The sequence below is a fragment of the Rahnella sp. PAMC25559 genome (assembly GCF_050632365.1).
GTDB lineage: Bacteria > Pseudomonadota > Gammaproteobacteria > Enterobacterales > Enterobacteriaceae > Rahnella > Rahnella rivi.
In genome coordinates this window covers 4,364,132-4,386,781 of sequence record NZ_CP192543.1, presented here as the reverse complement: position 1 = coordinate 4,386,781, position 22,650 = coordinate 4,364,132, and the positions used below count along the sequence as shown (strand labels likewise).

Below are 22,650 nucleotides of genomic sequence, written 5' to 3'. Positions count from 1 at the left end.
TCATGGCAATCTCCGAGATCATTCAAACAGACCACGCGCCGCTGATTGATGTGCAAAATCTGTCGGTAACCTTTGGCGGACAGCGTGCGCTCAACGACATTTCCCTGCGGCTGATGCAGGGCGAAGTTCACTGCCTGGCGGGCACCAACGGCTGCGGGAAAAGTACGTTGATCAAAGTGATCTCGGGGGTTTACCAGCCGGATAACGGTTGCCAGATCACGCTCACCTCGGCCTCACAGGGCAGCCAGCGTTTCAGCAAACTGTCGCCGGATCAGGCACGGCAGTTTGGCGTGCAGGTGATTTATCAGGATCTGTCGCTGTTTCCCAATCTCAGCGTGTTCGAGAACATCGCGTTTGACCACAACCTGCAAGGGCTGATGGGCTGGTACCGTCCGTCCCGCCTGCGGGAAACCGCACAGCGCATTCTGACTGAGCTGAACTACACGCTGGATCTCGACAGCAAAGTCTCGGCGCTGCCGATTGCCCAGCGTCAGCAGGTGGCGATTTGCCGCGCGCTGGTGGCCGATGCGCGCTTAGTGATTATGGATGAACCGACCGCCTCGCTGACCCGCACCGAAGTGAATCAGCTGCTGCGCACCGTGCATTACCTGAAAAGCAAAGGCATCAGCGTGGTGTTCGTCAGCCATCGCCTCGATGAAGTGCTGGAGATTTCCGACAGCGTGACGGTGATCCGTGACGGCAAAAAAGTCGGCACCTTCCCCGCATGCGAAGTCAGCAGCGAACGCCTGACCGAACTGATGACCGGCCTGAAACTCGATTACCGCCTGAAAGCCGCCAACATGAATGACGAACGCATCATGCTGGAAGCCGACAAACTCAGCCGCGCGGGCCAGTATCACGACGTCAGTTTCAAACTGCACGCCGGAGAAGTGCTCGGCCTGTGTGGCCTGCTCGGTTCGGGCCGCACCGAACTGGCGCTCAGCCTGTTTGGCATGACCAAACCGGACAGCGGCAAAATCTACCTCGACAGCAAACCGGTACGTTTTCGCAGCCATGAAGACGCGATCAAAGCCGGCGTCGGCTATGTCTCGGAAGATCGCCTGACGCTCGGTTTGATCCAGCAACAATCCGTCGGCGACAACACCGTGCTGGCGATCATGGATCAGCTGCGCAGCCGTTTTCATCTGATCGACGAATACCGCAAAAACAAGATCATCCAGCAGTGGCTCGAAAAACTCGGCGTCAAAGTCGCAAACCCTGATCAGGCGATCTCCACGCTTTCCGGCGGCAATCAGCAAAAGATCGTGCTCGCGAAATGGGTGCTGACGCAGCCGAAAATCCTGATCCTCGATTCGCCAACGGTCGGCGTCGATGTCGGCGCAAAAGCCAGCATTTACCAGCTGATCCACCAGCTGGCAGAAGAGGGGATTTCCATCCTGCTGATTTCCGACGAAGTGCCGGAAGTCTATTTCAACTGCGACCGCGTGCTGCATTTCAGCGAAGGCACGGTGGTTGGCGAATATCTGCCGGGCGCGATCACCCAACAACAACTTGCGGAGGCGGTCAATGCTTAAGCTCAGCCGGTTACGCCCGTCCAGCAACGAAGGTTATTTAGCCTGGGTTTTGCTGGTGGTTATCGTCACCTTTTCCTTACTGACCAATCAGTTTCTGACCTTGCAGAACCTGCTGGATCTGACCGAAAGCTACGCCGTCAGCGGCATTTTCGCCCTCGGCCTGTTTGTGGTGCTGGTCACCGGCGGCATTGATATTTCGTTCGCCGCCGTGGCGTCGGTCGTGCAGTACACCATCGCCACGCTGGCGATCCACTACGGCCTGAGCAGCCCGACCGGCAGCATTTTACTGGCGGTCGCCATCGGCACGGTGCTCGGGATGATCAACGCCATTCTGATCTACTGCCTGCGCATCGTGTCGATCATCGTCACCATCAGTATGCAGTCGCTGCTGTTTGGCATGCTGATGTGGCTGACCAACGGCACCAGCTTGTACGACCTGCCGGACTGGCTGACCACGCCGATCCGCGTGCTGCCGTTCAGCGTCGGCGAGCAGCATTATCAGATTGGTTTGCCGGTACTGGTGATGCTGGCGGTGGCCGGGCTGAGCTGGGTCCTGCTCAACAAAACCCACCTCGGACGCCAGCTTTTTGCGGTCGGCGGTGATCAGGAATCCGCGCGCCGTATCGGTATCCGCGTCGGATTATTGCATCTGTTTGCTTACGGTTATCTCGGCGCGATGGCGGCGATTGGCGGGCTGGTGCAGGTGTATCGCGTTGGTGAAGTGGTACCGAATGCGCTGGTCGGCGGCGAGCTGGATGTGCTGGCCGCGGCGGTACTCGGCGGCGCCAGCCTCAACGGCGGCAAAGGCAGCGTGGTCGGCACGCTGATGGGCGTGTTCCTGATTGGCGTGCTGAAAAACGGCCTCAACCTGATCGGTGTGTCGAGTTACTTCATGAATATCGTCATCGGCGTGGTGATCGTCGCGGCCATCACCGTCACCCATTATAAGAAACGCAAAGAAACCGAAGTCGGCTTCGCCTGAGGAAAACCGCTATGTTCGCAAAAAGCAGAAATGTGAGTCTTAAAGCGAAGCCCGATGCGCGGCCTCGTCTGAAAATCGGCAAGCTGAAAGTCGACAACACTACGCTCGGGTTATCGCTGTTATTGCTGGTGGTGATCATCGGTTTCAGCCTGGCGATGCCGGGGCGCTTCTTCAGTGACGCCACCTTTATGAGCGTCGCCTTCCAGTTACCGGAGCTCGGTTTACTGACGCTGGCGATGTTTATCCCGATCCTCAGCGGTGGCCTGAATCTGTGCATTATCGCCACCGCGAACCTGACCAGCCTGCTGATGGCGTGGGTGTTTCTCACCTGGCTGCCGCCGGATGCCAGCATGGCGATGCAGGCGGTGTGGCTGACGCTGGCGCTGGTCGGCGCAATGATTCTGGCGCTGGTGATTGGCATGCTGACCGGCGCGCTGGTGGCGTATGTCGGCGCACATCCGATTCTGGTGACGCTGGCGACCATGACCATGGTGAACGGCGTCGGCATCTACCTTTCACGCGGCGCGGCGATTAGCGGCATGCCGGATATCGTGCGCTTTATCGGCGCGGAAACCCTGCTCGGCGTGCCGGTGCCGCTGATTATCTTCCTGCTGACGGCGGCCTTAGTCGCGGTGTTTTTAGAACGCACCCGCCTCGGTAAATATATCTACATGAGCGGCAGCAACATCAACGCCACCCATTTCAGCGGCGTAAATACCCACCGCGTGCTGATCGCCATCTACGTGATTTCCAGCATGTTATGCGTGATTGCCGGGCTGATCATGATGGCGCGCTTCAACTCGGCGCGCATGGGCTACGGCGATTCCTATCTGTTGCTGACGGTGCTCGCCATCATTCTCGGCGGCACGGATCCCAACGGCGGATTCGGCAAAGTGGCGGGCGTGGTGCTCTCGCTGATTGTCCTGCAGGTGATTTCCACCGGCCTGAACCTGATGAACGTCAGCCCGCATTTCAGCCTGGCGATGTGGGGCGCGGTACTGATTGTGGTGCTGGCGCTGAAATTCTTCCGCAGCCGTTTTCTGCAAAAAAGGGCGGGGCGAATGAGCGCTGCCAAAGCGCGGGCGGCTCAACCTTAAACACTCTTTTAACATTGCCTTTGACTTAGGAAAACATCATGGAATACAAAATTTCTCCGTCGCTGATGTGCATGAGCCTGATCGACATCAAACAGCAACTCGAAGTGCTGAACCGCCGCGCCGACATGCTGCACATCGACATCATGGACGGCCATTACGTCAAAAATATCACCCTGTCGCCGTTCTTTATCGAGCAGATCCGCCCGCACACGCCGCTGGTTCTGGACGTGCATATGATGGTGGAAAACCCGGCTGACTTTATCGAGCCGATTGCCCTTGCCGGTGCCGATTTTATCTGCCCGCACGCCGAAACCATTAACCGCGACGCGTTCCGCATCATCAATCAGATCCGCTCGCTGGGTAAAAAAGTCGGCGTGGTGCTCAACCCCGCGACGCCGGTGGAGTACATCCAGCACTACATTCATCTGCTGGATAAAATCACCGTGATGACCGTGGATCCGGGCTATGCCGGTCAGCCGTTCATCCCTGAAATGCTCGGGAAAATCGCCCAGCTGCGCGATCTCAAACAGCAAAAAGGTTACCGCTATCTGATCGAAATCGACGGTTCCTGCAATCTTCGCACCTATCAGGATCTGATGAGCGCGGGCGCGGAAGTGCTGATCGTCGGCAGTTCCGGCCTGTTCACGCTGGACAGCGATCTGGATATTGCCTGGGACAAAATGCTCGATCAGATGCGTCAGGCGCGTCACGCAGCCTGAGGGCAGGAGAGCCGTATGCCGCACTTTCTTGGAGTGGATGTCGGGGGCACCAATACCCGTTTAATGCTGATGGACAGCCAGCAAAATTTTCGCGGCTACCACAAAACCCCGACCCAACGCTGGGCGGGGCAGACTGACCCGTTACAGGGGCTGGAAAACCTGATCACGACGTATTTGCAGGAGCAGGATCCGCATCATCAGGTGGCGCAGGTGATGCTCGGGCTGCCGGGAATATTGTCCCGCGACCGCCAGACCGTACTGTCGCTGCCGTTTGTTTCCGCGCTGGATAACCAGCCGGTGGCGGCGCTGCTCTCACAACGTTTGCATCTGCCAGTGGCGATGGACAAAGACGTTAACCATCTGATGTGGTGGGATTTAACGCAGCACGGCGCGCTGCCGGATGTCGCCGTCGGGCTGTATCTCGGCACGGGTCTTGGCAACAGTTTGTGGATCAACGGGGATTTTTACCACGGCGCGCACGGCGGTGCCGGGGAGCTGGGGCACATTCCGCTGGCGGGGAATCCGCTACTCTGCCCTTGTGGTAAAACCGGCTGCGTCGAGACGCTCACTTCCGGTAACTGGCTGACCGGCTGGGCGCGGCAACACGCGCCACAGACGCCGTTCGCCGAGCTGTTTGTGCGTCACGCCGGGCATGTGGATTTAACCGAATTTGTGGCACGGCTGGCGCGCACTGTCGCCAGCGAAATGAACATTCTGGATCCCGGCTATTTAGTGCTGGGCGGCGGCGTGCTGGCGATGGAGAACTTCCCACTGGCCGAACTCGAACGGCAGTTACGCAGCCATTTACGCAGTCCGTATCCGGCCAACGATCTCACGATTCATTTCAGCGCCGTGACCGACGAGACGGGTTGCCGTGGCGCGTGTTTAGCCGCACAGCGCGTTTTTCCGTCGCAGCCAGCTCTGGCTGCCGGAACATTTTCCTTCAGGAGAGAGGCATGAACAAAGGCAAGGTATGCGTATTTGGTTCTTTCAACCTCGATATCGTCGCCGGCATGGCGCGTTTCCCCAAACCGGGCGAATCCCTGATTGCCCGTAACAGCATGATGGGCGCGGGCGGCAAGGGCGCAAACCAGGCGGTCGCCGCGCTGCGCGCCGGTGCGCGGGTGCATTACATCGGCAAAGTGGGCCGCGATGATTTCGGCATGTTCGCCCGCCGCCACCTCGACAGCGCCGGTTTCGACGCCGTCACGCTGTTTTCCACCAGCGAATGCCCGACCGGCAACGCGCTGATTTATGTCGCCGGCGCTGATGCCGAAAACATGATTGCCGTTGATCCGGGCGCAAACCTGACGGTCACCGACGAAGAAGTGGAACAGTGCCGCCCGGCGGTGGCTGCCGCCGATATCCTGCTGACTCAGCTCGAAAACAATCTGCCTGCGATTGAAAAACTGATCGGCATCGCGAAAGACAACGGCACCTACATTATCCTCAACCCCGCGCCGTTCCAGCCGGTGTCCGACCATCTGCTGGCGCAGGTGGATTTACTCACGCCAAACGCCACGGAATGCACGCTGCTCACCGGCATCGACGTCTGCGATATTCCTTCCGCCGAACGCGCCGCCCACGCGCTGCACGCCAAAGGCATACAGGCGCTGATCATCACCTTGGGCACGCAGGGCGCGCTGCTTTCGGTGAACGGCGACACGCAGATTATCCACGCCTGTCCGGCCACCCCGGTTGATACCACCGGCGCAGGCGACGCCTTTAACGGTGCGCTGGCTTCGCAGCTGGCCGCCGGTGTCACCCTTCGCGAAGCGGCACAATTTGCTTCTGCCTATGCGTCTGTTTGTGTGGAACGGGCAGGCGCGGCGGCATCGATGCCGACGTATGAGGAAGCACGGGAAAGAATGCGGATGGCGGTGGTTTAACACTTCACGGCGACAGGCGGTTGCGGAGTTTTTGTGCTCTTCCCCTGGCCGGGGAAGAGCAAAGCGAGCACTTGCTACTTCAGCGCCTGAGTCAATATCCCATCCCGCACCTGAACCGGCGTCACCACACCGACATCCAGCACCCATCCGCTGATCAGTTCAGCCGGAGTGACATCAAACGCCGGGTTGTAAACCTGGGCGTCAACCGGTGCCCATTGCACGGCACCAAAACTGCCGGAAACGCCGGTCACTTCACTCGCTGCGCGCTGTTCGATAGGGATCGCGGCACCGTTCGGGCAGTGCGGATCGTGGGTGGTGTGCGGCGCGGCGACATAAAACGGAATGCCGTGGTATTTCGCCAGCACCGCCAGACTGTAAGTGCCAATTTTATTGGCGACATCGCCGTTGGCGGCAATACGGTCAGCGCCGACCCAGATGGCATCCACGCGTTTTTGTGCCATCAGACTGGCGGCCATTGAATCGCAAATCAGCTGGTAAGGAATGCCCAGTTCGCCGAGCTCCCAGGCCGTCAGACGCCCGCCCTGTAACAGCGGGCGGGTTTCATCCACCCACACCTGTTGCACATTGCCCAGCCCGTGCGCGCGGCGGATAACGCCAATCGCCGTGCCGACGCCCGCTGTTGCCAGCCCGCCGGTGTTGCAATGCGTCAGCAGGCGGCTGCCGGGCGTGACCAGCGCGGCACCGTGATCTGCAATGCTGTCGCACAGTGCCCGGTCTTCTTCCACCAGACGCAGGGCTTCTTCCGCTAACGCTTTCACGTAATCAGATTGATGCAATGCGGCTTTCATGCGGTCGAGATTGTTCATCAGGTTAACCGCCGTCGGGCGCGAGGCGCGCAGCGTTTCCAGTGAATCATGCAGGGCATCCTGAGACATTCCCTCTTCGGCCAGCAAGGCCAGCAGCAGGCTGGCGGACAAGCCAATCAGTGGCGCACCGCGTACACGCAGGGTGCGGATATGATCCACCAGCTCGCTGACGTTGCGACATTCACGCCAGTCAGCGCGCTGGGGCAGGGCCTGCTGATCGAGGATCCACAGCTGATTTTCGCGAATTCGTAAACTGGTGGTTGTGAGACTTTGCATGGTCGGTTAAATCCTTGTTGCCCAGTTGCATCTGATTACTTATTCTGCCAACATGTTTTATAGATGTATAGACGTCTAAACGCTTTTAAGGCTGAAAAAAGAATTCGAGAGGTCAGGATGTCGCGCTACTACACGTTTACCGCCGCAGATGCCGTTGAATATGCCCGCCAGTTCGGCGGCGTGGCGGATCCACACTCCCTGGTCACCGCCGATGAAATCGGTGACGGAAACCTGAATCTGGTGTTCAAGATCCGCGATACGACGGGGAAAAGCCGGGTGATTGTCAAACAGGCGCTGCCTTATGTGCGCTGCGTGGGCGAGTCCTGGCCACTGACGTTAGATCGTGCGCGCATCGAAGCCGAAACCCTGATCATTCACGGTCAGTATTGCCCGCAACATACGGTCAAAGTGCTGCATCACGACGCGGAACTGGCGGTGATGGTGCAGGAAGATCTGTCGGATCATCAGATCTGGCGCAGCGAACTGGTGCAGGGAAACGACTACCCGCAGGCCGCCAGCCAGCTGGGCGAGTATCTGGCGCAGACGCTGTTTCACACCTCCGATTTCTACCAGAATGCGCAAACCAAGAAAGCCGAAGTCTCGCGCTTTACTAACCCTGAACTGTGTCAGATCACCGAAGATCTGTTTTTCACCGATCCGTACGTCGATCACGAACGCAATAATGTGGATCCGCTGCTGCTGCCAGAAGTGACCGCGCTGCGCGCTGATAAACCGTTGCGGCTGGCCGTGGCCGCGCTGAAACACCGGTTCCTGACGAAAGCCGAAGCGCTGCTGCACGGGGATATTCACAGTGGTTCGATTTTCGTGGCGGAAGGTAAACTTAAAGCTATCGATGCAGAATTTGGTTATTACGGCCCGCTGGGATTTGATCCGGGCTCGGCTATCGGCAATTTGCTGCTCAATTACTGCGGTCTGCCGGGGCTGGTGGGCGTGCGCGAAGCGGCGGATGGCCGTGAACAGCGCCTGAAAGATGTGCGTGAGCTGTGGCTGAGTTTTTCCGAACGCTTCCTGCAACTGGCGCGTGAAAAATCTCAGGATCCGACGCTGGCGGAACCGGGTTATGCGGAAATCTACCTGCAAGATGTCTGGCACGATGCCGTGGGATATTGCGGCGCGGAACTTATCCGCCGCACCATCGGGCTGGCGCACGTGGCGGATCTCGATACCATTAAAGATGCAGAGATGCGCGCCGATTGTCAGCGCCATGCGCTGAGCCTCGGCCAAAAACTGATCCTCACTGCACACCAAATCGGCGACGTGGAGTCACTTATTGCACGGATACGTCAGTTCAGCTAATCCTGTGAGTTTCTTGTATAATGCCCGCCTTCGAGGTGCGTAGGGGTAAACCCGGTGGCATTTCCTCGGTTTACTTTTAACAGGAATACAGAATTATGATGCATAACCACGTCTTACGCAGTGTCCGCTACATGCTGGATATGAGCGAAGGCCAGCTGATCGAGATCCTCAAGACGACCGGCACGCCGGTCAGCCCTGAAGTGATGTCCCGTTATCTGAAAAAAGAAGATGAAGAAGGTTACATGGAAGTGCCTGATGAAGTGATGGCGAACTTCCTTAACGGCCTGATCACCTTCAGACGCGGTAAAGACGATCGCTTCCCGGCACCGGAAGTTGAAAAACGCCTGACCAATAACATCATGCTGAAAAAACTGCGTGTGGCGTTTGAGCTGAAAACCGAAGACATGATCGCCGTGCTGACGGCGGCAGATTTCAAAGTCTCCGAAGGCGAACTGAGCGCATTCTTCCGCAAAGAAGGCCACAAGAACTACCGCCCGTGCGGTGATCAGGTGTTGCGTTACTTTCTGAAAGGCCTGACGGCCAGAGTCCGTCCTAAAAAAAGCTGAGCATTAACGAATTCAGCTGATAAATAAATTAAATGTATTTATTTAAATGACATATTAAACGGGGCGCTTTTAATAAAAGCGCCCCGTTTTACGTTTATTGGTTTTACAGGAATGAAATTTCGTTATTACAGTTCAACTTCACGTTTCACCGGTTTGTTTTTTGACAGTCCATTCCTCTGCCTATTATCTTCAGTCCTCGCCAAACCTCCACTGGCTTATATTTTAAAAAAATAATACAGCTGAATTTAATTCAACGCTGAATGTTAATCTGGGTATAAGAAAAGGACATCAACACATGAGAAAAATTAAGCCGATTGCTCTTTTGATGGGTCTTGCGGTGTCGGGTTCCGCGTTTGCTTCGGGGGCTCCCTCCAGTCTGGAAGCGCGTATGGCACTGCTTGAGCAGCGCCTCCAGCAGGCTGAAGCACGGGCAGATACGGCAGAGAAACAGATCCAACAGTTGAAAAAACAGGATGTGCAGCGCGGGCAGGAAATAGCCAGCGTGAAAGAAGCCAATCCGGTAGAAGTGAAAACCGAAGGAATATCGAAAGACAAATTATTAACACTGAATGGTTTCGATAATTTGAAATTATACGGCGATGTGGAATTTAACGTCGACGGCGCCAGTCGCAGCGGACAATTAACGTCAATACGCACCAGTGATAATAAAAACTGGCGACCAGGCACCAATGAGCGCTGGGATGTGAACGGGCGTTTACTGATCGGCCTTGATGGTTATCGCCGAAATGATAACGGCCAGTTCTCCGGATTCTCTGTTCAGCCGACCGCCGACCTCAACGGGTCAATGACCCTTGATGATGCCGCGTTCTTCTTCGGTGAAGAGAAAGACTGGATGGCCAAAATTGGCCGGTTCGAAGCTTACGATATGTTCCCGCTTAATCAGGATACCTTCATCGAGTACTCCGGTAATACGGCCAACGACCTGTATGCCGATGGTTACGGCTATGTGTATATGATGAAAGAAGGGCGCGGACGCAGCGACAGCGGCGGTAACATCCTGCTGAATAAAAATATCGGCAACTGGTATTTCGAGCTCAATACCTTGCTCGAAGACGGGACCTCGCTGTTCGCCGAGCAAAACTACCACGGTAACAAACTGGAACAGGATAAAAACGTGGCGTATCTGCGCCCTGTGATTGCCTGGAAAGGGGACGCATTCTCGGTGGCGGCGGCGGCGGAAACCAACGTGGTGAATAATGCGTACGGTTACAAGAATGATCAGGGCGAAACCATCGATCAGTCTAAACGTAACGGTTACGGCATGACCATGACCTGGAACGGCCAGAAAGCGGACCCTGAAAATGGCATCGTGGCAAACCTCAGCACGGCGTACATGGATGCCAGTGACGAAAAAGATTTCACGGTCGGCGCGAATGCGTTGTGGAAACGTTTCGAACTGGGCTACATCTACGCGCATAACAAAATCGAAGACTTCAGCATGGATGGCGTGCGTGCGTCTGACTACGATGACGACTGGTTCAATGAGCCGGGCAGCTATGATATTCATACCATTCATGCCAGCTACCTGATCCCGAACGTGATGAATATGCAGAACTTTAACGTCTATCTCGGGGCGTATATGTCGATGCTGGATGGGGATAAAACCTATTCCAATGACGACGACAGCGAGCAACGTTACGGCGGGCGTGTGCGCTTCAAATACTTCTTCTGATTTCCGATCTTACTTCGGCAATACAAAAGAAAAAGCCTGAGTGTTTTGCACTCAGGCTTTTTTATTGGTCAGAAAAGAGGATCAGGCAGCTTCAGTATGACGCGGTTTCGCTTCATCCTTTTTTAGCGTTTTTGCCTCTTCCTTTGGCTGGTGTGCGGCCAGTTCGTGCGGTTCAAACTCATCAACGTTAATCGACCGCAGACGGCTTTCTTCCGCACGGCTGAGAATGCGCGCATCGTCAGCGCTCAGGTGCCCGGCATCCAGACCTTTTTGCGCCAGAATATCCAGGCGGGTGAACGGCAGTTTTTTACCCATCGCCTCACAAAGACGTTTGTGAACCGGTTCAGCGGCCAGAATATCCTGCAACGCCTGTTCCAGCAGACCGACCGGGTTGTGCTCGCTTGGCGTCAGATACTGACCGCGACCGATACGGCTGCGGGTGGCAGAAGGCACTTGCAGAATCCGCGCCAGTTCGTGATCCAGCTGGTCGGACGGTGCAGCGTGAGCGCCACCCAGCGGGAACACCACCAGACGCATGACGCCTGCGATGAAACGGTTCGGGAAGTTACGCAGCAGATCGTCAATCGCCACTTCCGCCTGATGCAGACAGTCCTGCACGCCCCAGTGGACCAGCGGCAAATCGGCCTCGTGACAGCCTTCTTCATCAAAACGTTTCAGCGTGGCTGTCGCCAGATACATCTGGCTGAGGATATCGCCGAGACGGGCGGAAATGCGTTCGCGACGTTTCAGGCTGCCGCCCAGAACACCCATCGACACATCGGCCAGCAGCGCCAGATTGGCACTCAGGCGGTTAATGTGCTGATAGTAGCGGGCGGTGGCATCGTTCACCGGCGTATCGCTGGTGCGGCCGCCGGTCAGGCCGAGCCAGAAACTGCGCACGGTGTTGCCGCCGACGTGGCCGAGATGGCCGAACAGCGCCCGGTCGAAATCGACCAGATCATTTTTCTCCGCTGCCGCCATTTCACGCAGCACGTAAGGATGGCAGCGGATCGCGCCCTGACCAAAGATGATCATACTGCGGGTGAGGATGTTGGCCCCTTCCACGGTGATGGCAATCGGCGCGCCCTGATAGGTGCGGGCAACAAAGTTGCTTTTACCGAGCATGATGCCTTTACCGCCGGTGATATCCATCGCATCCATTACGGCGCGCTGACCGCGGTGCGTACAGTGATATTTCACAATCGCCGACAGCACCGCCGGTTTTTCACCCAGCATAATGCCGTTGGTGATAAGCGTCGCCGCCGCGTCCATGACATAAGCGTTCCCCGCGATGCGTGCCAGCGGCTCTTCGATACCTTCCATTTTACCGATCGGCAGTTTGAACTGACGGCGGATATAGGCGTAAGCGCCGGTCGCCATCGCCAGAGATTTCAGGCTGCCGGTGGAGTTTGACGGCAGCGTGATGCCACGGCCTACGGACAGACATTCCACCAGCATACGCCAGCCCTGACCGGCCATTTTCGGGCCGCCAATGATGTAGTCGATCGGGACAAAAATGTCGTTACCCCGCGTCGGACCGTTCTGGAAAGGCACGTTCAGCGGGAAGTGACGGTGGCCGATTTCCACACCCTGGGTATCCGTTGGGATCAGCGCACAGGTGATGCCTAAATCAGTTTCGTTGCCGAGCAGATGATCGGGGTCTTTCAGTTTGAATGCCAGACCGAGCACGGTGGCGATAGGTGCCAGCGTGATGTAACGCTTGTTCCAGGTCAGGCGCATACCGAGCACTTCTTTGCCCTGCCACTGGCCTTTACACACAATACCGAAATCCGGGATTGCGCCGGCATCAGAACCCGCTTCGGGGCTGGTCAGTGCGAAACACGGAATTTCCAGACCTTCGGCCAGACGCGGCAGATAGTGATCTTTTTGCTCTTCGGTTCCGTAATGTTGCAGCAATTCGCCCGGACCGAGGGAGTTTGGTACGCCGACGGTGATTGCCAGGATCCCCGACACACCGGCCAGTTTCTGTAAAACACGTGCCTGAGCGTAAGCCGAGAATTCGAGGCCGCCGTACTCTTTCTTAATGATCATGGCGAAGAAGCGGTGCTCTTTCAGATACGCCCACAGCTCCGGCGGCAAATCAGCCAGTTCGTGAGTGATCTCAAAATCATTCGCCATGCGGCAGGCTTCTTCCACCGGGCCGTCGATAAAGCGCTGTTCTTCTTCTGTCAGGCGCTGCTCAGGATAATCCTGCAGCTTTTTCCAGTCCGGCTTGCCGCCAAACAGGTCGCCTTCCCACCAGGTGGTACCGGCTTCAATCGCTTCTTTTTCCGTGCGTGACATGGCAGGCATGACTTTGCGGAAGGTGCGAAGTGCCGGGCCGGAGAATAATGAACGGCGCAGGGCCGGGATGTTCAGTGGCAGCAACAGGATCGCCAGTGGCACTAACAACCACAGCGTCCACAGATTGATCGCGCCCATCACGGCGGTGAACGCCAGTAAAATCAGGCTGCTAAGGGTAAGGTTGACGCGGTGATAAAACAGCGCACCAAGGATAACGACAAATGCAACAATGCTGAGAACCATCATAGTAATGCTCCTGAGTAGTAGGAGGTCTGACCTGTTGTAGGGATACAATGGTTTTAGTTCATGCTCATTTCTTTATCAATGTGTTTACATACTAATTACAACACAGCTCACAATCCGGCCGCACGAAGCGTCAAAAATGGAAACTATCGGAATCATTACCGCTTCATTGCTTCTCGCCGATCCGCCGATCCGTTACACTGCACAGCGGAAAGTTTTATTGCTATCGGCTGTGTTTCAACGGCTGCAAATGGACATAAAAGAGGCTGCTATGTACCAGGATATTATCCGTACTGAACTGAACGAAGCTGCTGAAACGCTGAATAAATTCATCAGCGATCCGGCAAATATTGAGTCTATTCAACGTGCAGCAGTGCTGCTGGCGGATTCATTCAAAGCGGGCGGGAAAGTGATTTCCTGCGGCAACGGCGGTTCCCACTGCGATGCCATGCATTTTGCGGAAGAACTGACCGGCCGCTACCGTGAGAACCGTCCGGGCTACCCGGCGATTGCGATTTCTGACGTCAGCCACATTTCCTGCGTGGGTAACGATTTCGGGTATGAGTATATTTTCTCTCGTTATCTGGAAGCGGTTGGCCAGAAGGGCGACGTTCTGCTGGGCATCTCCACGTCGGGCAATTCCGCAAACGTCATCAAAGCTATTGACGCTGCGCGTGCCAAAGGCATGAAAGTCATTACCCTGACCGGTAAAGACGGCGGCAAGATGGACGGATCTGCTGACGTGGAAATCCGCGTTCCACACTTCGGCTTCGCTGACCGTGTGCAGGAAATCCACATTAAAGTTATTCACATTTTGATTCTTCTGATCGAAAAAGAGATGGCGAAGGCATAAGCCCTTTGCAGTAAAGGAGGCTGGTGATGTGCGAATTGCTCGGGATGAGCGCTAACGTTCCTACTGATATTTGTTTTAGTTTCAGTGGACTGGTGCAGCGCGGTGGCGGGACTGGCCCGCATAAAGACGGCTGGGGCATTACCTTCTATGAGGGGAATGGCTGCCGTACTTTTAAAGATCCGCTGCCGAGTTTTAATTCGCCCATCGCCCGCCTGGTTCAGGAATACCCGATCAAATCCTGCGCGGTGATTTCCCATATTCGTCAGGCAAACCGTGGCGAAGTGGCGCTGGAAAATACCCATCCGTTTACCCGCGAGCTGTGGGGACGCAACTGGACCTACGCGCACAACGGTCAGCTGCGCGGTTACCGCCAGCTCGATACCGGCACACTGCGCCCGATAGGCCAGACTGACAGCGAATACGCTTTTTGCTGGCTGCTGCACAAACTCACTCAACGTTATCCGCGTCGCCCGGCAAGCTGGCCGCCGGTGTTCCGCTATATCGCGTCGCTGGCCAATGAGTTACGCGAAAAAGGGGTGTTTAATATGCTGCTGTCGGACGGGCATTTTGTGATGGCCTATTGTTCGACAAATTTGCACTGGATCACGCGTCGCGCGCCGTTTGGCAAGGCAACGTTGTTGGATCAGGATGTGGAAATTGATTTTCAGCAGCAGACGACACCTGATGATGTCGTCACCGTGATTGCCACGCAACCGCTGACCGCAAACGAAACCTGGAACAAAATTGCTCCAGGCGAGTTCGCGTTATTTCACCTGGGTGAACGCCAGCTGTGAGGAGAGCGGGGTATTAGACAGCGGCTGGAGCACTTCATATTTACCGTCAGTCACCACCACGTTGGGCGCCTGATGGTGTTTCTCAAAGTACGCATAGCCAGGCTGAAGCTGACGCCAGAAGTTGATGTAGCTTGAGTTTTTGTGCGCGTTCATGTTGGCATCGGTCATACGGAACGGGTAAATGCTGATTTGCAAATTACGCTGCCCGAACTGGAACGCTGCCTGAACATAGGTGAAGATCTCATCCATGTAACCGTCTGTCATTGCATAACACCCAATGGATTTACAGTTACCGTGGATCATCAGGTACTTACCTGAGTAACCCTGTGAGATGTCATAGGCATTCGGGAAGCCGATGTTGATAGCACGATAAAAGCGGCTGTCTGGTTTCAGGTGGTGGATATCCACGTTATAAAAACCTTCCGGGCTTTTGAAATCGCCTTCACGACGTTTATTCCCCAAACCGCCGGAAAAATCGCAGATGCCATAGCTGCCGATCAGACGAAATTCGCCGTCGAGCTGAGCATACAATTCGAGTTTACGTTCTTGTTTGAAAATCTGGATATAAACTGGCGCGCCTAACAACTGCTTTTTAAGCGCAGCATTGACCGGGACAGGTTCACTGGCCACGGCGTAATTTGCTGTAAATAAAGGCAAACTGAGGAGCATCGCAAGGAACAGCGCGATTCTGATCATTCTAAATCCTGCTTGGTAATAATTCTGATGTTTTGTCTACAGATGGAACCATCTTTAAGACCGCCACTGATTGATTTCTTATCTACAACCTGTCTGAAACGTTGCCATATTAATACTGATTAATATTTTAGCAATCATCAAATATTGAATAATGAGTTTCGGTTTGTTAATTACTGGCGCTTGCCATTATTGGTGATTAATTAACCCAAATTTACCGCCATTTTCTGTGTTTGAAATTGCACCGGCTCACTGTATACTTATACAGTTATCAGGGGAGGGCTATGCGTAAAATCATTCACGTGGATATGGACTGCTTTTTCGCGGCCGTCGAGATGCGCGATGATCCTTCCCTGCGCGACATTCCTATCGCCATCGGCGGCAGCCGCGATCGCCGCGGTGTGATCAGCACCGCCAATTATCCTGCGCGTAAATTCGGTGTGCACAGCGCGATGCCCACCGGTATGGCGCTGAAACTCTGTCCGCATCTGAAAGTGATCCCCGGCAGAATGGAGGCTTATAAAGAAGCCTCAAACCATATCCGTGAAATCTTTGCGCGATACACTCCGCTGATTGAACCCTTGTCACTGGACGAAGCTTATCTCGACGTCTCTGACGCCACGCAGTGCAACGGATCCGCCACGCTGATTGCTGCACAAATCCGCCAGGCGATCTCCGATGAAATCAATCTGACCGCCTCGGCGGGTATCGCGCCGATCAAGTTTCTGGCAAAAATAGCCTCTGATCTGAATAAACCCAACGGACAGTTTGTGATTACGCCGGATAAAGTCGATGCGTTTTTGCAGAATTTACCGCTGAGTAAAATCCCCGGCGTTGGCAAAGTTACCGCACAGCGGTTGCAGGAGCACGGCCTGAATACCTGTGGCGACGTGCAGCGGTATGATCTGGCAGCCTTGCTTAAAGGTTTCGGAAAGTTTGGCCGCGTGCTGTGGGAGCGCAGTCAGGGCATTGACGAACGTGAGATTTCCCCCGAGCGGCTGCGTAAATCCGTCGGCGTCGAGCGCACGCTGGCCGAAGATATTCACAGCTGGGAAGAGTGCGTGGCGCTGATCGAACGGCTGTACCCGGAATTACATACGCGCCTGAGCAAAGTCAGCCCGAGTCTGCGCATCGCCCGACAGGGCGTGAAACTTAAATTCCATGATTTCCAGCAGACCACGCAGGAGCACGTCTGGCCGGTACTCAATAAAGACGATTTACTGAAAGTCGCACGGGAAGCCTGGGAACATCGGCGAGGCGGACGGGGCGTCAGGCTGGTGGGATTGCATGTGACGTTGCAGGATCCGCAGATAGAGCGGCAGCTTCTGCTTCCCTGGGAATAATCCCCGTCATCCTTCAAGCTGTCTCTGCGTGGGCTGCCTTCGCAAACGCCGGTCACATATTTGTATATGTGACCGGGGATTTACTCAGTTGCCACCCAGATACAGCCCGGATGATTTCGGGGATCGGGTATTAACCGCGCTCAGGAATTGCTTTCAGCAGGGCAGTCAGCAGTTTCCAGTACAGCTCAACGCTTTCAATTTCAACCTGCTCATCCGGCGAGTGTGGCCCGGTGATGGTAGGTCCGATGGAAACCATGTCCATGTCCGGGTACGGTTTTTTGAACAGACCGCATTCCAGACCGGCGTGGATCACCATGATGTTTGGCGTTTTGCTGAACAGTGTTTCGTAGGTTTCACGCACCAGCGTCATCACCGGCGAGCTTGGCTCGGGTTTCCAGCCAGGGTAGCTGCCTTTCGCCAGACTTTTCGCGCCAGACAGCGCGCTCAGTGAGTTCAGCATGCTGACCACGTACTCTTTACCGCTGTCGATAAGAGAACGGATCAGGCTGTTGATCGCCACTTCATCGTCTTTCATGGTGACAACGCCGACGTTCAGGGAGGTTTCAACCACGCCTTTCACGTCATCGCTCATGCGGATCACACCGTTTGGTGTGGCATTCAGCAGTGCGAGGAATTTGCCCTGAGTTTCAGCGGACAGTGCTTTCGCGTTGCTTTCAGCCGCTTCAACAACCAGTGCGATTTTCTTCTCAACCGCGGACAGTTCAAACTGAATGGTCGCCAGGAATTCCTCTGCGGCCGCTTTCAGCGCATCGGTTTTATCCGTTGCGATGGAAAGCGTTGCAATGGCTTCGCGCGGAATGGCGTTGCGCAGCGTACCGCCGGTGAAATCCAGCAGGCGCAGACCCAGTGTGTCGGCGTTATCTGCCAGGAAACGTGCCAGCAGTTTGCTGGCATTGCCCAGGCCAAGATGGATATCAGCGCCGGAGTGGCCGCCTTTCAGGCCTTTCAGCGTCAATTTCAGCGTGGTGAAACCAGCAGGTACCGCTTCACGGCTCAATGGCAGTGTGGCTGTAAAATCAATCCCGCCTGCGCAACCCATGTAGATTTCGCCTTCGGTTTCTGAATCGGTGTTGATCAGGATTTCAGACTGTAACCAGCCCGGTTGCAGGCCAAATGCACCCGCCATGCCCGTTTCTTCGGTCATGGTCAGCAACACTTCCAGCGGGCCGTGTTCGACGCTTTCATCAGCCAGAACCGCCAGCGCAGACGCCAGACCGATGCCGTTGTCCGCACCCAGCGTCGTGCCGCGTGCTTTTACCCAACCGTCTTCAATGAACGGCTGAATGGGATCTTTAGTGAAATCGTGAACGGTATCGTTGTTCTTCTGCGGCACCATGTCGAGGTGCGCCTGCAGGGCAACCGCTTTGCGATTTTCCATGCCTTTAGTGGCCGGTTTGCGCAGCAAGATATTACCCACTTCATCACGCTCAGCGTGGATACCTTTTTCCTGTGCCCATTCAACGATGTGTTTTGCCAGCGCTTCTTCATGATAAGAAGGGTGTGGAATCGAACATACTTTGGCAAAAATATCCCACAACGGTTGTGGCGAAAGCTGAGACAGTTCAGACACTATAAGTCTCCTGTGACAGTCAGCTCAGTCAGGCTCCATTAGCAGGGGAACTGATTGAGATGCTGTAGGTTTAGGGTTAAATAATCCCCGCCAGACGTTGTGGCGAGTGGCCTGACAGAATATCACTTAATCCGAAGCTGTGCGCGTGCGCCGGGATAAAATCCGGGGCGTTGCGACGGATGGAACCAGATAATCGCTGGTTTTTGTGAGCCGGACTCACTATAATCTCGCGCAACCTTTTTCCCCCCCAATAAATTTCAGAAGCCGTCAATTCACTGGCTGGGACACCTTTATGAGCGAAAAATACGTTGTAACCTGGGACATGCTGCAAATCCACGCCCGCACAATGGCGAAACGCCTGCTGCCGGCAGAACAATGGAAAGGCATTATTGCAGTCAGCCGTGGTGGCCTGGTTCCTGCAGCGTTGCTGGCTCGCGAGCTGTGCATCCGCCATGTGGATACCGTGTGTATCTCCAGCTACGACCATGATAATCAGCGCGAAATGCAGGTGCTGAAACGCGCAGAAGGCGACGGTGAAGGCTTCATCGTGATCGACGACCTGGTTGATACCGGCGGCACCGCGAAAGCGATCCGCGAAATGTACCCGAAAGCGCATTTCATCACGATCTTCGCCAAACCGGCTGGCGCACCGCTGGTTGATGACTACGTGGTAGACATCCCGCAGAACACCTGGATCGAACAGCCGTGGGATATGGGCGTGGTGTTCGTCCCTCCTCTGGTCGGAAAATAACCCTCGTCATCCTTCGCGCTTACGGCGCGTGGGGTGCGCTTTAAACGCCTGGCTCATTGCCGGGCGTTTTGCTTTGGTTACCTTGAAATCCCTCTTGCTTGACCTCACTCCTGTCTTGTCGCACCTTTAACACGTTATAATCCCGTTCTGAAATGGTGGCTCGCGGGCGACCAACTGCTTGCTAACGGAGGATCATGCATCATGGCGCCAGTCAATCTCACGGAAAAGCTGTTCAAACCTTCCTTCAAATACCCGGAAACGTCGACGCTGGTTCATCGCGTTCATCACCATAATACCCACCCGCCAATGCATTCCGCGCTGGAAGGGGATACGGTCAATTGCTGGTACCGGACAATCAATCGTCTGATGTGGATGTGGCGCGGCGTGGATCCGCTCGAAGTGGAGGAAGTGCTGTCGCGCATTGCGGTGTCTACAGCCGAGCACAGCGATCCGTTGTTGCTGGATACCGTTATTGGCTATCGCAATGGCAACTGGATTTATGAATGGTCGAATCAGGCGATGATCTGGCAGAAAAAAGCCGCTGAAGAGCAGGATCCTGATCTCGCCAGCGAATACTGGCTGAACGCCGCTAACCTTTACAGCATTGCCGGTTATCCGCATCTGAAAGGCGATACGCTGGCCGAACAGGCTGAAGCGCTCGCCAATAAAGCGTTCGAGAAATCTTCTGAACATTCGCCTTACACGTTAAAAGAGCTGGATTTTGCTATTCCTGGCGGGGCGCCGATCACCGGTTTTCTGCATCTGCCGAACGAAGGGCAGGCGCCGTTCCCGACGGTCATGGTGTGCGGCGGTCTGGATACGTTGCAAAGTGACCATCAGCGTCTGTTCCGCACGTATCTTGCGCCGATGGGCATTGCGATGCTGACCATCGACATGCCGTCGATCGGTTTTTCCTCTAAGTGGAAACTGACGCAGGACACCAGCTTCCTGCATCAGCAGGTGTTGCAGCAGCTGTCAGATGTGCCCTGGGTCGATGCCGGTCGTGTCAGCCTGCTGGGTTATCGCTTTGGTGCCAACGTTGCCGTGCGGCTGGCCTATCTTGAGCCGCGCCGCGTGCGTGCGGTCGCCACCTTGGGCGCGCTGGTCCATTCGCTGCTCAGTGATCCTAAATGTCAGGAGCAGGTGCCGGATATGTACATGGACGTGCTCGCCAGCCGCATTGGCATGTCCAGCGCGTCCGACTCTGCGCTTAAAACAGAACTTAATCGATATTCTCTGAAAATGCAGGGCTTGCTGGGGCGCAGAACGCCGACGCCAATGCTGGCCGCTTATTGGGAGAATGATGTGTTCAGTCCGAAGAGCGAAGCGAGGCTGATTGCGGACTCTTCCGCCGATGGCAAGATTTTGGCGATCCAAAGTGAGCCGCTTTATGCCCATTTTGATCGTGCATTACATGAGATTTGCGAGTGGTTGCAAAAGAGAATGCGATAACTTAATGGTTGCTAATTCTTAACGTTTTGCTAAAAAGGATCGTCTTTATATGGAGGTTGTACTATGACGTTACCAAGTGGTCATCCTAAAAGCAGGCTAATGAAACGTTTCGGTACATTGGGGCCGTACATTAGAGAAGGGAAATGCGAAAACGACCGCTTTTTCTTTGACTGCTTAGCTGTCTGTGTGAACGTGAAACCCGCGCCAGAGAAGCGTGAATTCTGGGGCTGGTGGATTGAGTTACAAGCTGAAGCCGAACGTTTTACCTATGTTTATCAGTTCGGTTTGTTCGACAAAGACGGCAACTGGAAAGCACAAAACATTAAGGATGCTGAAGTTCGCGATAAGCTTGAGACAACGCTTAAGGGGTTCCACAAAAACCTCAATAAGATGATCGAAGAGATGTCTCTCAAACTGGAACCTGCTGATGATTTCAGCGAAGAACCGGTGAAGCTTTCCGCCTGACCTTTCACAGCCTTGCGTACTACCCATTCCCATCATGAATGCTGCTATTATAGCGTTATGCCGGTTGGCATAACGCTTCTCTCCTGTTACAAAGACATCAGAAAGCTGATTTCTTCAATCTTATTTTCACTTCAATAACGGCAGAAAGACTATGAGTGGCAGCCAAACACTGGTTGTAAAACTGGGCACCAGCGTGCTCACTGGCGGATCCCGCCGCCTCAACCGGGCTCACATTGTTGAGCTTGTTCGCCAGTGCGCGCAGCAACATGCGGCAGGGCATCGGATTGTGATTGTGACGTCGGGCGCCATTGCCGCCGGGCGCGAACACCTTGGCTACCCCGAACTCCCCGCCACCATTGCTTCCAAACAGCTGCTGGCTGCCGTCGGGCAAAGCCGTTTAATCCAGCTCTGGGAGCAATTGTTTTCTATTTACGGCATCCATATTGGTCAGATGCTGTTAACCCGTGCGGATCTGGAAGACCGGGAGCGTTTTCTTAACGCCCGCGACACCATGAATGCGCTACTCGATAACCATATTGTTCCGGTTATTAATGAGAACGATGCGGTGGCGACGGCGGAAATCAAAGTCGGCGATAACGATAATTTATCTGCGCTGGCGGCGATCCTGGCCGGTGCCGATAAACTGCTGTTGCTGACCGATCAGCGCGGCCTGTTTACCGCCGATCCGCGCACCAATCCCGAAGCGGAACTTATCCGTGAAATCACCACCATTGACGATGCGCTGCGCGGCATTGCCGGTGACAGCGTTTCCGGCCTGGGCACCGGCGGTATGGCCACCAAATTGCAGGCCGCTGACGTCGCCTGCCGTGCGGGTGTCGATACCATTATTGCCGCCGGTAATCTGCCGGGCGTGATCGCCGATGTGATCAACGGCGTTTCCGTTGGTACGCGTTTCCACGCCATGGAGACGCCGCTGGAGAACCGTAAACGCTGGATCTTTGGTGCACCGCCCGCCGGTGAAATCACCATCGATGACGGCGCGGTTTCTGCCATGATGGAGCGCGGCAGTTCGTTGCTGCCTAAAGGCATCCGCGAAGTGAAGGGTGATTTCTCCCGTGGCGAAGTGATCCGCATCCGTAATCTGAACGGACGCGATCTGGCGCACGGCGTGAGCCGCTATAACAGCGATGCGATGCGCATGATTGCCGGTCACCACTCGCAGCAAATCAGCGATATTCTCGGTTACGAGTACGGCCCGGTTGCCGTGCATCGTGACGACATGATTGTCAGTTAAGGAGT

Annotated in this window: 20 protein-coding genes; 16 read left to right on the top strand and 4 right to left on the bottom strand. The window is 55.2% G+C overall.

From position 1 onward, the window contains the following. The first annotated feature begins 2 nt into the window (after nt 1–2). The 6 genes from ACQZQY_RS21180 to rbsK are packed head-to-tail and all read left to right on the top strand — an operon-like array spanning nt 3 to nt 6,222. Nucleotides 3–1,535, top strand: a complete 1,533-nt coding sequence (locus tag ACQZQY_RS21180) for a sugar ABC transporter ATP-binding protein (RefSeq protein ID WP_431296361.1) — start codon at nt 3–5, stop codon at nt 1,533–1,535. Next, on the top strand, nt 1,528–2,517 hold the full coding sequence (locus ACQZQY_RS21175; protein WP_431296360.1) for an ABC transporter permease: 990 nt from the start codon (nt 1,528–1,530) through the stop codon (nt 2,515–2,517). The genes ACQZQY_RS21180 and ACQZQY_RS21175 overlap by 8 nt, the downstream gene beginning before the upstream one ends. A gap of 11 nt (nt 2,518–2,528) precedes the next feature. Continuing rightward, the gene (locus tag ACQZQY_RS21170) at nt 2,529–3,614 is read left to right on the top strand and encodes an ABC transporter permease (RefSeq protein ID WP_183848034.1); all 1,086 of its coding nucleotides are present in this window, start codon (nt 2,529–2,531) and stop codon (nt 3,612–3,614) included. 38 nt (nt 3,615–3,652) lie between these two features. Further along, on the top strand, nt 3,653–4,333 hold the full coding sequence (alsE, locus tag ACQZQY_RS21165) for a D-allulose 6-phosphate 3-epimerase (RefSeq protein ID WP_390972951.1): 681 nt from the start codon (nt 3,653–3,655) through the stop codon (nt 4,331–4,333). Nucleotides 4,334–4,348: 15 nt separating this feature from the next. Then, a complete protein-coding gene (alsK, locus tag ACQZQY_RS21160) occupies nt 4,349–5,293 on the top strand; it encodes an allose kinase (RefSeq protein ID WP_122097372.1) in 945 nt (314 codons plus the stop codon). Then, on the top strand, nt 5,290–6,222 hold the full coding sequence (rbsK, locus tag ACQZQY_RS21155) for a ribokinase (RefSeq protein ID WP_421670962.1): 933 nt from the start codon (nt 5,290–5,292) through the stop codon (nt 6,220–6,222). The genes alsK and rbsK overlap by 4 nt, the downstream gene beginning before the upstream one ends. 74 nt (nt 6,223–6,296) lie before the next feature. On the opposite strand, the gene mtnA is transcribed toward rbsK, so the two are convergent. After that, complete coding sequence (mtnA, locus tag ACQZQY_RS21150) at nt 6,297–7,325, bottom strand: S-methyl-5-thioribose-1-phosphate isomerase (protein ID WP_431296359.1); 1,029 nt, start codon at nt 7,323–7,325, stop codon at nt 6,297–6,299. A gap of 117 nt (nt 7,326–7,442) precedes the next feature. On the opposite strand from mtnA, the gene mtnK reads away from it, so the two are divergent. The 3 genes from mtnK to ACQZQY_RS21135 all read left to right on the top strand — a co-directional run bounded on the left by mtnK (nt 7,443) and on the right by ACQZQY_RS21135 (nt 10,901). Beyond that, entirely contained in the window at nt 7,443–8,642 is a 1,200-nt protein-coding gene (gene mtnK, locus ACQZQY_RS21145; RefSeq protein WP_431296358.1) for an S-methyl-5-thioribose kinase, read from the top strand. 95 nt (nt 8,643–8,737) lie between these two features. Then, nucleotides 8,738–9,208 (top strand): DUF1456 family protein, encoded by a 471-nt coding sequence (locus tag ACQZQY_RS21140; RefSeq protein ID WP_056781497.1) that lies wholly within the window; start codon nt 8,738–8,740, stop codon nt 9,206–9,208. Nucleotides 9,209–9,503: 295 nt separating this feature from the next. After that, nucleotides 9,504–10,901 carry a carbohydrate porin gene (locus tag ACQZQY_RS21135; protein WP_122097376.1) on the top strand — a complete coding sequence of 466 codons (1,398 nt, stop codon included), beginning with the start codon at nt 9,504–9,506 and terminating at the stop codon, nt 10,899–10,901. 81 nt (nt 10,902–10,982) lie between these two features. Here ACQZQY_RS21135 and fadE read toward each other — a convergent pair whose 3' ends face one another. Continuing rightward, complete coding sequence (gene fadE, locus ACQZQY_RS21130; RefSeq protein ID WP_122097377.1) at nt 10,983–13,451, bottom strand: acyl-CoA dehydrogenase FadE; 2,469 nt, start codon at nt 13,449–13,451, stop codon at nt 10,983–10,985. Nucleotides 13,452–13,719: 268 nt separating this feature from the next. On the opposite strand from fadE, the gene lpcA reads away from it, so the two are divergent. After that, nucleotides 13,720–14,301 (top strand): D-sedoheptulose 7-phosphate isomerase, encoded by a 582-nt coding sequence (gene lpcA, locus ACQZQY_RS21125; RefSeq protein ID WP_122097592.1) that lies wholly within the window; start codon nt 13,720–13,722, stop codon nt 14,299–14,301. A gap of 26 nt (nt 14,302–14,327) precedes the next feature. Then, nucleotides 14,328–15,095: a class II glutamine amidotransferase gene (locus tag ACQZQY_RS21120; RefSeq protein ID WP_056781487.1), complete on the top strand. Its 768-nt coding sequence runs from the start codon at nt 14,328–14,330 to the stop codon at nt 15,093–15,095. Here ACQZQY_RS21120 and dpaA read toward each other — a convergent pair. Continuing rightward, a complete protein-coding gene (dpaA, locus tag ACQZQY_RS21115; protein ID WP_056781484.1) occupies nt 15,066–15,791 on the bottom strand; it encodes a peptidoglycan meso-diaminopimelic acid protein amidase in 726 nt (241 codons plus the stop codon). The genes ACQZQY_RS21120 and dpaA overlap by 30 nt on opposite strands. Nucleotides 15,792–16,072: 281 nt before the next feature. Here dpaA and dinB point away from each other — a divergent pair, with 281 nt between their 5' ends. Next, on the top strand, nt 16,073–17,131 hold the full coding sequence (gene dinB, locus ACQZQY_RS21110) for a DNA polymerase IV (RefSeq protein ID WP_431296357.1): 1,059 nt from the start codon (nt 16,073–16,075) through the stop codon (nt 17,129–17,131). Nucleotides 17,132–17,261: 130 nt separating this feature from the next. On the opposite strand, the gene pepD is transcribed toward dinB, so the two are convergent. Further along, nucleotides 17,262–18,722 carry a beta-Ala-His dipeptidase gene (pepD, locus tag ACQZQY_RS21105; RefSeq protein ID WP_431296356.1) on the bottom strand — a complete coding sequence of 487 codons (1,461 nt, stop codon included), beginning with the start codon at nt 18,720–18,722 and terminating at the stop codon, nt 17,262–17,264. Between the two features lie 292 nt (nt 18,723–19,014). On the opposite strand from pepD, the gene gpt reads away from it, so the two are divergent. The 4 genes from gpt to proB all read left to right on the top strand — a co-directional run bounded on the left by gpt (nt 19,015) and on the right by proB (nt 22,645). Continuing rightward, entirely contained in the window at nt 19,015–19,473 is a 459-nt protein-coding gene (gene gpt, locus ACQZQY_RS21100) for a xanthine phosphoribosyltransferase (RefSeq protein WP_056781475.1), read from the top strand. 201 nt (nt 19,474–19,674) lie between these two features. Then, complete coding sequence (gene frsA, locus ACQZQY_RS21095) at nt 19,675–20,925, top strand: esterase FrsA (protein WP_056781472.1); 1,251 nt, start codon at nt 19,675–19,677, stop codon at nt 20,923–20,925. A 63-nt stretch (nt 20,926–20,988) separates the two neighbouring features. Continuing rightward, nucleotides 20,989–21,390, top strand: coding sequence for a sigma factor-binding protein Crl (gene crl / locus ACQZQY_RS21090; protein ID WP_431296355.1), 402 nt, complete (start codon nt 20,989–20,991; stop codon nt 21,388–21,390). Between the two features lie 151 nt (nt 21,391–21,541). Next, entirely contained in the window at nt 21,542–22,645 is a 1,104-nt protein-coding gene (gene proB / locus ACQZQY_RS21085; protein ID WP_056781467.1) for a glutamate 5-kinase, read from the top strand. Nucleotides 22,646–22,650: the final 5 nt, after the last annotated feature.